Raw genomic sequence first — 10,171 nt, forward strand, 5'->3', positions numbered from 1 at the left:
TTAGATTGTTATGAAGAATCGGGCAAGAATCGCTGCATAAGACGCTGCATAAGAAATTCATCCGTATCCATCCACCCGAGGCAGACAAACATGAAAATTTCCACCCTTCCCGCCGGGGTCAGGCGCCGCGAACTGCTCATCGGCGCCGCCGCTGCGGGTGCCGGGGCACTGACACTCATGAACCCCCTGAACGCACGGGCGCAGGCCTATCCCGATCGGCCGATCACCTTCATCTGCCCCTGGCCTGCCGGCGGCACCGCGGACCAGTCCATGCGGGCCTTATGCCAGATTGCCTCGCGCGTGTTGGGCCAGTCCATCGCGGTTGAAAACAAGGCCGGCGCCTCCGGCATGATAGGTACCAAGGCCATGGCCTCGGCCAGGCCCGACGGCTACACCATCGGTCAGATCCCCATTTCCGTCACGCGTTTCTCGCAGCTCGGCACACTGCAGCTGGACCCGCTCAAGGACTTTACCTACCTGGCGCGCACCTCGGGCCAGACCTTCGGCATTGCCGCCCCGGCCGACTCGCGCTTCAAGTCGCTTCAGGAGGTCGTGGCTTTTGCCAAAGCCAACCCCGGCAAGCTGACCTATGCCCATGCGGGCATAGGCGGCGCCACGCACGTCGGCATGGAGGAGTTCGCCCTGGCCGCTGGCGTCCAGTTCAACCACGTGCCCTACAAGGGCGGTGCCGAGGCCTTGCAGGCGGTGCTCGGCGGCCATGTCGACCTGCTGGCCGACTCCAGCTCCTGGGCGCCGCATGTCGAGGCCGGCAAGCTCAAGCTACTGGCCACCTGGGGCGAGCGGCGTACCGCACGCTTCAAGGACACGCCCACACTCAGGGAGCTAGGCTACAACGTCGTCGTGGATGCACCCAACGGCATCGGCGCCCCAAAAGGAATGGACCCGGCCATCACCCAGAAACTGCGCGAAGCGTTTCGCGTCGCCGTGGCCAGCCCCGAGTTCAAACAGGTCGCCGACAAGATCGATGCACCGGTGCTTTACCTGGACGGCCCGGACTACGAGAAGTATGTGGCCAGCGTTTACCAGAAAGAAACCGTGCTCATTGAAAAGCTCAAGCTCAGGGAATTGATGAAGAGCTGAGCGCCGCCCGCGCCGCCTTTTCCAGACCAGACCTATCCAGCCCCGCCATGCCCTCCCCCACCGCCAGCCCGCTGATCCGCCTGCACGCCAACGACAACGTGCTCGTGGCAAAAACCCCGCTCGCCCTGGGCCAGGCGCTGCCGGAGATTGACGCGCGGGCGCGCGCCCAGGTGCCGGCCGGTCACAAGATCGCCGCCTGCCGCATCGCCGGCGGCGAGCGCATCATCAAGTACGACACAGTGATCGGCATCGCCGCGCGCGACATCGAGGCAGGTGACCATGTGCACGCGCACAACCTGACGCTGGTGGATTTCGAGCGCGACCCGGCTTTCGGCCAGGACGTGCGGCCAGTCGAGTATGTGACGGATGCCGAGCGCGCCACCTTCATGGGCTTTGTGCGCCCCGACGGCCGTGTCGGCACCCGCAACTTCATCGGCATCCTGTCGTCGGTCAACTGCTCCGCCACCGTCATCAAGAACATTGCGGCCCACTTCACGCCCGAACGGCTGGCGGACTTTCCACATGTGGACGGTGTGGCTGCCTTTGCGCAAACCAGCGGCTGCGGCATGTCGTCGCCCAGCGAACATTTTGATGTGCTGCGCCGCACCCTGGCCGGTTACGCCCGCCATCCCAACCTGGCGGGGGTGCTGATTGTGGGGCTGGGCTGCGAGCGCAACCAGGTGGCGTCGCTGGTGGAATCGCAGGGCCTGCCTGAAAGCAAGCTGATGCGCACGCTGGTGATGCAGGAGGTGGGCGGCACCCGCGTAACCATTGAAGCCGGCATAGCGGCCATCCGGGAGATGCTGCCGGACGCCAACGCGGCCCGGCGCCAGCCCGTGCCGGCCAGCCATCTGAAGATTGGCCTGGAGTGCGGCGGCTCCGATGGTTTCTCCGGCATCACGGCCAATCCGGCGCTGGGCGCGGCCATGGACATCCTGGTGCGCCACGGCGGCACCGCCATCCTGTCGGAAACGCCCGAAATCCACGGCGTGGAATACATGCTGACCCGCCGGGCCGTCACGCCCGAAGTCGGCCAGAAACTGCTGGACCGGCTGGCCTGGTGGGAGCAATACACGGCCGGCCAGAACGCCCAGTTCAATGGCGTGGTCGGGCACGGCAACCAGGCCGGGGGCCTGGCCAACATCTTCGAAAAATCGTTGGGCTCGGCCATGAAGGGCGGCACCACGCCGCTGCAGGCCGTGTATGAATATGCCGAGCCCATCGACCGCCACGGTTTCGTGTTCATGGATTCACCAGGTTACGACCCGGTGGCCTCGACCGGGCAAATCGCCAGCGGCGCCAACCTGATCTGCTTCACCACCGGCCGCGGCTCGATGTTCGGCTCCAAGCCGGCGCCCACGATCAAGCTGGCCAGCAACACGCCCATGTTCACCCGCCTGGAGGAAGACATGGACCTCAATTGCGGCGCCATCCTGGACGGCGAGCTGGACGTGCCGCAAATGGGCCAGCGGATTTTCGAAGCCATCCTGCGCCATGCCTCGGGCGAGCCGACCAAGAGCGAGGCGCTGGGCCTGGGCGATCACGAATTCGTGCCCTGGCACCTGGGCATTGTGAGCTGACCGCCGCGCGCGGGAGGCTGGTATCGTTGGCATGCGCGACGGCATCGGTCCGCAGTCCGCCAACGTCCCTCAACACCCCCAACGACCATTTCCACCATCAAAGGATGACTTCATGAGCACCGGCAATCCCTTCAAGGCCGCACTGGCCCGCGGCCAGCAGCAAATCGGGCTGTGGATGTCCATGGCCGAGCCCTACCTGGCGGAAGTCACCGCCACGGCCGGATTCGACTGGCTGCTGATCGACGGCGAGCATGCGCCCAACGACCTGCGCAGCACGCTGGCCGCCCTGCAGGCGGTAGCACCCTACCGTTCGCAGCCGGTGGTGCGGGCGGTGGCCGGCGAGGTGCCGCTGATCAAGCAGCTGCTGGACATTGGCGCGCAAAACCTGCTGGTGCCCATGGTCGACACAGCCGCCCAGGCCCAGCACATCGTGGACGCCACACGCTACCCGCCCTTGGGCATCCGGGGCGTGGGCAGTGCAGTGGGACGCGCTTCGCGCTGGAGCGCGCGCACCGACTACCTGGATCACGCCGACAGCGAGGTCTGCCTGCTGGTGCAGGCGGAAACCGTCACGGCCCTGAAAAACCTGGAAGCGATTTGCGCGGTGGACGGCGTGGATGGGGTGTTCATCGGCCCCGCCGACCTGGCAGCGTCCATGGGGCACCGCGGCAAACCGGGTCACCCCGAGGTGCGGGCGGCCATCGAGCAGGCCATGAAGACCATCATCGCCTCCGGCAAGGCAGCGGGCTCGCTCACCTCGGACCCGGCGCTGGCACGGCACTACCTCGCCCTGGGCTGCACCTTTGTGGCCACCGGCGTCGATGTGCTGGTCTATGCCAATGCGGTTCGGCGCATGGCGGCTGACTTCATCTCGCCCGGCTCCGCACAGGCGGTAATCCCCAGCGCAGCCTACTGACCGGCAAGGCAGCAGCACGGCTGCAAGGGACTGCAACGACGCGGGAAGACCCGGAAGGCTTTAACGCCAGGGAAGGTCCGGGAGGCTCGCAAAAATCCGTTGCCGAACCGCGTGTCCGGCAGTAATGCGCGCCCGGACCCATGGCATGAAACATGCTGCACCGCAGCATCAGGCCACGGGTAAACCCGTGGATTGAAGTTTTCATTTCTGAGTACAGTCGTGTATACAAAATTGACCGGCCCGCTGGTCAGTTGCCTTGTAGTTCCATCCCCCTGGCCCGGCATCCACCCTCTGCATTGGAGATCACCCATGGACATTCGCAACCCATCGCCCGACCTTTACAACGAAGACCTGGCCCCGGCAAAAACGCGGAACTGGGGCACCTTCAGCATCTTCAATGTATGGACCTCGGATGTGCACAGCCTGTGGGGCTATTACCTGGCGGCCAGCCTGTTCCTGCTGTGCGGCAGTTTCACCAACTTCCTGCTTGCCATCGGCCTGAGCTCGATGGTGATCTTTTTCCTGATGAACCTGGTCGGTTACGCAGGCGTTAAAACCGGCGTGCCCTACCCCGTGCTGGCCCGCGCCTCCTTCGGCGTTTGGGGCGCCAATCTGCCCGCACTGGTGCGCGCCGTGGTGGCCTGCTTCTGGTATGGCGCACAGACCGCCGCAGCCTCGGGCGCCATTGTGGCGCTGCTCACCCGCTCCGACGCCATCATGGCGTTTCACAAATCGACCCACCTGCTGGGCCATTCCGGCCTGGAGGTGATCTGCTTCGTCGTCGTCTGGGCCCTGCAGCTGCTGATCATCCAGAACGGCATGGAAACCGTGCGCAAGTTCCAGGACTGGGCCGGCCCGGCGGTGTGGGTGGCCATGCTGGTGCTTGCGGTGGGCCTGTGCGTGAAGGCCGGCGGCTTTTCGTTTGACCACGGCATTCCGCAGGATGTGCTGCTGGCCAAGACCAAGGATGCCGGCGTGCCCGGCGAGCCCGGCTCGTTCTGGGCACTGATGGCCGTGGGCGCCACCTGGATCACCTACTTCGCCGCGCTGTACCTGAACTTTTGCGATTTCTCGCGTTACGCCAAAGACAAGGCCACCGTCAAGAAAGGCAACCTCTGGGGCCTGCCGATCAACCTGATCCTGTTCTCGCTGGTGGCCGGCGTGACGACGATTGCCGCCTTCAAGGTCTATGGCGAGGTGCTGCTGCACCCCGAGCAGATTTCCGCCAAGTTCGACAGCTGGTTCCTGGCGCTGCTGGCCGCGCTGACCTTTGCCGTGGCGACGCTGGGCATCAACGTGGTGGCCAACTTCGTCTCGCCCGCCTTTGACTTTGCCAATGTGTTTCCGCGCAAGATCAGCTTCAAGACCGGCGGCTACATCGCGGCAGGCATCGCACTGGTGCTCTACCCGTTTGCGCCTTGGGAAGGCAACGCGGCAACGTTTGTTGGCGCCATCGGCGCCACCATGGGGCCGCTGCTGGGCATCATCCTGGTGGACTACTACCTGATCGCCAAAGGCCAGGTCAATGTGGAAGCGCTTTACCACGAGGACGGCGAATACCGCTACCAGGGCGGCTGGAACCGCAACGCCCTCATCGCCACCGTCATTGGCGCGCTGTTTTCCAGCATATTGCCCAACTTCACCAGCCTGCTGCCGTCCTGGTGGGGCATTTATGGCTGGTTCTTTGGCGTGGCCATCGCCGGCATCGCATATTACGTGCTTGCTACGGCCATGCCTCGGGCGACGGCTACGGCACACGCCAAGGCCTAGCAGCCTACCGCGTAGGGGGAGGCCCCGGTTCGGGGCTTCACGGTCCGGCCGATCATCTCCTTCCCCCGCTGGGGGAAGGCCGGGATGGGGGCTCGCGGCGTGGGCATCGGGCCACCGTGCTTATCTGGTCGCCGCTGGCCCCCACCCCAACCCTCCCCCGGAAGGGGAGGGAGCTTCACAGTCCTTGACTGAACCGTATTGGCCTAGCCGCGACCCACAAACGGCATTTTGGTGGCCATGATGGTCATGAACTGCACATTGGTGGACAGCGGCAGCGCGGCCATGTGAACCACCGCATCGGCCACTTCCTTGGCGTCCATCATGGGCTCCACAGCGATCTCGCCGTTGGCCTGGGGCACGCCTTTGGTCATGCGGGCGGAGAGTTCCGTCAGGGCATTGCCGATGTCGATTTGCCCGCAGGCGATGTTGTACTTGCGGCCATCGAGCGAGATCGATTTGGTCAGGCCCGTGATGGCGTGCTTGGTCGAGGTGTAAGGCGCGGAATTGGGGCGTGGCGCGTGGGCGGAAATCGAGCCGTTGTTGATGATGCGGCCGCCCTGCGGCTGCTGGTCTTTCATCAGCCGGATGGCGCCCTGCGCGCAGAGGAAAGAACCCGTGAGGTTGATGTTCACCACGTTTTGCCATTGCTCGAACGTGATGTCCTCGATGTTCACGCCCGGGGCGTTCACGCCGGCGTTGTTGAACAACAGGTCGAGCCGCCCAAACACTTCCTTGATCTTGGCAAACAGGGCCGCGACCGATTCAGGGTTGCCCACATCGGTAGGGACAGGCAGCGCGCGGTCGGTGCCTGACTCCTTGGCCACCTCGTTAAGTGGTTCGATGCGTCGCCCGACGAGTGCCACGCAGTAACCCTCCCGCAGCAGTGCCAGCGCGACGGCCCTGCCAATACCGGTGCCTGCACCCGTCACCACAGCGACCTTGCCGGTTGCCTTGTCGTTCGAACTCATGTTGTACCTCTGTCTCTTTGCTTGATGTTGATGAAGAAGAATCCGGGTGCCAGACCCGCGCCCGACGGCCAGTGCCGATGGTCTGGATTGTGCCCCAGCCACGGCAGGACGGCAGGAGCGCGCACCACCCTATCTCCCCCCTGGTTTCGACGTTTTTGCCGGCAATTACTTTAGGTTTAAACTATTTTTGTCACTTGTTGGAAATAACCGACACCACGGCTTTTTCGGCGGTGCTACCTTTACACGTATGACAGCCAGAGTCCTACCATCCACCACCGCAAGGCCCTTGAGGCTTTGGGACATCTCGCCCCCCGTGGCGCCAGGCTCGCCGGTTTTTCCGGGCGACACGCCCTACCAACAGCAATGGGCCGCGAGCATCGCGCCGGGCTGCCCGGTGAACGTCAGCACCCTCACCCTGTCGCCGCACATAGGCGCACACGCCGACGCGCCCTTGCACTACGACCCGCAGGGCGCCGCCATCGGCGCGATCGATCTCACGCCCTATATCGGGCCTTGCCGCGTCATTCACGCCATCGCCAAAGGGCCGCTGATCGAGTGGGAGCACCTCGCGCATGCCATACATGACCTGCCGCCGCGCGTGCTGGTTCGCACCTACGAGCGCATGCCGGTCGGGCACTGGGACCCCATGCTCGCGGCCTACGCGCCCGAGACCGTTGAGCGCCTCGCCGCGCTCGGTGTCAAGCTGATCGGCATCGACACCGCCAGCATCGATCCGGCCGCAAGCAAAACCCTGGACAGCCACCAGGTGATCCGCCAGCGCGGCCTGCGCGTGCTGGAAAACCTGGTGCTCGACGAGGTGCCCGAAGGCGACTACGAACTGATTGCCCTGCCGCTCAAGCTGATGACGGCCGATGCTTCCCCCGTTCGCGCAGTCTTGCGCGAACTCCCCTGAAAGATGAACCTGACATGACCACAACTCTGCAAGATTGCCGCGCACTCGATGCGCAAGACCCATTGCGCACCCTGCGCGACCAGTTCAGCCTGCCCGAAGGCGTGATTTACCTGGATGGCAACTCGCTCGGCGTGCTGCCAAAAACCGCGGCGGCACGCGTGCAGGAGGCCGTGGTCCAGGAATGGGGCCAGGGCCTGATCCGCAGCTGGAACAGCGCGGGCTGGTTCAGCCTGCCGCAGCGCCTGGGTGACAAGATTGCGCAGCTGATAGGCGCAAAACCGGGCGAAGTGGTGGCCACCGACAGCACCTCGATCAATCTCTACAAGGTGCTGAGCGCGGCACTTCATATCGCCGCGCAGGACGCGCCGCAGCGCAAAGTCATTGTGAGCGAGCGCAGCAACTTCCCGACCGACCTCTATATTGCCGAAGCCCTGTGCAAGGAACGCGGTTGCCGTCTGCAACTGGTGGAGCCCGAGGAGATTGCCGCAGCCTTGACCGCCAACGTGGCCGTGCTGATGCTGACCCATGTGAACTACCGCACCGGCGCCATGCACGACATGAAGGCCGTGACCAGCGCGGCGCACGCAGCGGGCGTGCTCACGGTCTGGGACCTTGCACACAGCGCGGGCGCCGTCCCCGTGGACCTGAACGGCGCAAAGGCCGATTTCTCGATTGGCTGCGGCTACAAGTACTTGAATGGCGGCCCCGGCGCCCCGGCCTTTGTCTGGGTCAACCCCCAACACGCCGACCGCTTCTGGCAGCCGCTGGCCGGTTGGTGGGGCCATGCCGCGCCGTTCGAGTTCACGCCCGACTACCGGCCCGCCGCCGGCATTTCTCGGTACCTGTGCGGCACGCAGCCGATTCTGAGCATGACGGCGCTGGAATGCGGGCTTGACGGCTTTCTGGCGGCCGAGCCACTGGGCGGCATGCAGGTGCTGCGCCGCAAATCGCTGGCCCTCACCGACCTGTTCATTCAACTGGTTGAAGAGCGCTGCGCAGATCAGGGCCTCGGGCTGGCAACGCCGCGCGAGCACGCGCAGCGCGGCTCGCAGGTTTGCCTCACGCGCAAGGAAGGCGCTTACGCCATCGTGCAGGCGCTGATTGCGCGCGGCGTGATTGGTGACTACCGCGCAGGCGACGGCGGCAAACATCTCGACATCCTGCGCTTCGGCTTCACGCCGCTCTACATCGGCTTTGAAGATGTCTGGAACGCCGTGGAGCACCTCAAGCAGGTACTTGACACCGATGAGTGGCAAAGAGCCGAATTCAACCAGAAACATGCGGTGACCTGATCATGTGCCCCTACGCCCCTGACTCCCACAACCCCCAGAGCCCCCAGAGCAAGCCTGAGGACATCGTTCGCGACGAGAAAGCCCAGCTCGACTTCAGCCGCGACATGAGCTATGGCGACTACCTGCAGCTCGACGCGATTCTGAACGCGCAAAAACCACTCTCGCCCGCGCACGACGAGATGCTGTTCATCGTCCAGCACCAGACCAGCGAGCTCTGGATGAAGCTGATGCTGCATGAGCTGCGTGCGGCGATTGCGAATGTAGCGGCCGACGAACTGGGCAGCGCCTTCAAGATGCTGGCGCGCGTGAGCCGCATCATGGAGCAACTGGTCCATGCCTGGGACGTGCTGGCCACCATGACGCCGCCCGAGTACAGCGCAATGCGCCCCTACCTCGGGGCGTCGAGCGGCTTCCAGAGCTACCAGTACCGCTGCATCGAATTCGCCCTGGGCAACAAGAACGCCGCCATGCTCCAGCCGCACGCACACCGGCCGGACCTGCTGGCGCAGGTGCAGGCCGCTTATGAAGCCCCCTCGCTCTATGACGAAGCGCTGCGCCTGCTGGCCCGGCGCGGCCTGGCCGTGCCGGCCAGCCACACCGAACGCGACTGGACACAGCCCTACCTTGAAAGCGCCGCGGTCGAACAGGCCTGGCTGACCGTCTACCGCGACCCGAAACAGTACTGGGACCTGTATCAGCTCGGCGAAGAACTCACAGACCTCGAAGACGCGTTTCGCCTCTGGCGCTTCCGCCATGTCACCACGGTCGAGCGCATCATCGGCTTCAAGCCCGGCACCGGCGGTACCAGCGGCGTGAGTTATTTGCGCAAGATGCTGGATGTGGTGTTGTTTCCGGAGATCTGGAAATTGCGGACGGATTTGTGAGGGAAATGGTTTTTCCCGAATAGATATCTGCGCGAAGAGCTATTTAATTGATAGCTGGGGCTGTGCTGATGTTGATGCTGTGGGCCTTCACGACCAGGCCGGGACTCGCCCCGGCGGGCGACTCACTTTCTCTTGCGTCGCCAAGAGAAAAGTAAGCAAAGAGAAGGCGACCCGCAGTCTGGGTCCTTGCGCTTCGCTTCAGGCAACCTGTGCTGCTCGACTCCGGCGGGGGGCCGCAGAACTCGCCTGCGGCTCAAACAACTGCGGCCCTGATCCCGCCTCCATCTGCGCTGCTCGGCCCAGCCACACGGGTGGGGAGCGGATAGCAATACCGAATGCACAAAGAAAATACCAGGACAAACAAGGACACGCCATGGCGTGTCCTTATGGTCTTACGTCTCCGGTATTGGGTTGCTTCTGTCTGCGCCGAGGAGCGCAGGGCCAGGCGGATCAGGGCTCGCGATTGTCTGAGCCGCAGGCGAGTTGAGCGAGACCCCGCCTGGACCGAGCACCGCAGGCTGCCCGCAGCGAAGCGAAGGGACGCAGACAGCAGGGTCGCCTTTTCTTTTGCTTACTTTTATTTTGGCGAAGCTGTATGGACCGGACACATGGTGGACAGGTGTGCGGAGACATGGTTGACGGTTTGAATTAATCCACAACCGGCTGTCGCAAGTCAATTTCCAGGCAGTGGTGGTGTGCGAAATAGACATCGAACACGCCGTCCTCCCCCTCCCGCACACGCACTGC

General features: G+C 64.1%; 8 protein-coding genes. 7 read left to right on the plus strand and 1 reads right to left on the minus strand.

The window, feature by feature from the left end:
* Nucleotides 1-90 precede the first annotated feature (90 nt).
* The 4 genes from AC1DUR_RS23925 to AC1DUR_RS23940 all read left to right on the plus strand — a co-directional run bounded on the left by AC1DUR_RS23925 (nt 91) and on the right by AC1DUR_RS23940 (nt 5,367).
* Nucleotides 91-1,101 (plus strand): tripartite tricarboxylate transporter substrate binding protein, encoded by a 1,011-nt coding sequence (locus tag AC1DUR_RS23925; protein ID WP_477720809.1) that lies wholly within the window; start codon nt 91-93, stop codon nt 1,099-1,101.
* A 47-nt stretch (nt 1,102-1,148) separates the two neighbouring features.
* Complete coding sequence (locus tag AC1DUR_RS23930; RefSeq protein WP_477720810.1) at nt 1,149-2,681, plus strand: UxaA family hydrolase; 1,533 nt, start codon at nt 1,149-1,151, stop codon at nt 2,679-2,681.
* 112 nt (nt 2,682-2,793) lie between these two features.
* Nucleotides 2,794-3,597 (plus strand): 4-hydroxy-2-oxoheptanedioate aldolase, encoded by an 804-nt coding sequence (hpaI, locus tag AC1DUR_RS23935; RefSeq protein WP_477720811.1) that lies wholly within the window; start codon nt 2,794-2,796, stop codon nt 3,595-3,597.
* Between the two features lie 309 nt (nt 3,598-3,906).
* Nucleotides 3,907-5,367, plus strand: coding sequence for an NCS1 family nucleobase:cation symporter-1 (locus AC1DUR_RS23940; RefSeq protein ID WP_477720812.1), 1,461 nt, complete (start codon nt 3,907-3,909; stop codon nt 5,365-5,367).
* Between the two features lie 203 nt (nt 5,368-5,570).
* Here AC1DUR_RS23940 and AC1DUR_RS23945 read toward each other — a convergent pair whose 3' ends face one another.
* On the minus strand, nt 5,571-6,335 hold the full coding sequence (locus AC1DUR_RS23945; RefSeq protein WP_477720813.1) for an SDR family oxidoreductase: 765 nt from the start codon (nt 6,333-6,335) through the stop codon (nt 5,571-5,573).
* Between the two features lie 247 nt (nt 6,336-6,582).
* Between AC1DUR_RS23945 and kynB the strand changes: the two genes are divergently transcribed.
* The 3 genes from kynB to kynA are packed head-to-tail and all read left to right on the plus strand — an operon-like array spanning nt 6,583 to nt 9,424.
* Nucleotides 6,583-7,248 carry an arylformamidase gene (gene kynB, locus AC1DUR_RS23950; protein ID WP_477720814.1) on the plus strand — a complete coding sequence of 222 codons (666 nt, stop codon included), beginning with the start codon at nt 6,583-6,585 and terminating at the stop codon, nt 7,246-7,248.
* A 14-nt stretch (nt 7,249-7,262) separates the two neighbouring features.
* On the plus strand, nt 7,263-8,540 hold the full coding sequence (gene kynU / locus AC1DUR_RS23955) for a kynureninase (RefSeq protein WP_477720815.1): 1,278 nt from the start codon (nt 7,263-7,265) through the stop codon (nt 8,538-8,540).
* A 2-nt stretch (nt 8,541-8,542) separates the two neighbouring features.
* On the plus strand, nt 8,543-9,424 hold the full coding sequence (kynA, locus tag AC1DUR_RS23960) for a tryptophan 2,3-dioxygenase (RefSeq protein ID WP_477720816.1): 882 nt from the start codon (nt 8,543-8,545) through the stop codon (nt 9,422-9,424).
* The last annotated feature ends 747 nt before the right edge of the window (nt 9,425-10,171 follow it).

Source organism: Polaromonas sp. P4_F4 (assembly GCF_056401355.1).

Excerpts from the sequence above, each read along its gene's own strand:
- AC1DUR_RS23925 (WP_477720809.1), top strand. The coding sequence starts at position 91 with ATGAAAATTTCCACCCTTCCCGCCGGGGTCAGGCGCCGCGAACTGCTC.
- kynB (WP_477720814.1), top strand. The coding sequence starts at position 6,583 with ATGACAGCCAGAGTCCTACCATCCACCACCGCAAGGCCCTTGAGGCTT.
- kynA (WP_477720816.1), top strand. The coding sequence starts at position 8,543 with ATGTGCCCCTACGCCCCTGACTCCCACAACCCCCAGAGCCCCCAGAGC.
- kynU (WP_477720815.1), top strand. The coding sequence starts at position 7,263 with ATGACCACAACTCTGCAAGATTGCCGCGCACTCGATGCGCAAGACCCA.
- AC1DUR_RS23940 (WP_477720812.1), top strand. The coding sequence starts at position 3,907 with ATGGACATTCGCAACCCATCGCCCGACCTTTACAACGAAGACCTGGCC.
- AC1DUR_RS23945 (WP_477720813.1), bottom strand. The coding sequence starts at position 6,335 with ATGAGTTCGAACGACAAGGCAACCGGCAAGGTCGCTGTGGTGACGGGT.
- AC1DUR_RS23930 (WP_477720810.1), top strand. The coding sequence starts at position 1,149 with ATGCCCTCCCCCACCGCCAGCCCGCTGATCCGCCTGCACGCCAACGAC.
- hpaI (WP_477720811.1), top strand. The coding sequence starts at position 2,794 with ATGAGCACCGGCAATCCCTTCAAGGCCGCACTGGCCCGCGGCCAGCAG.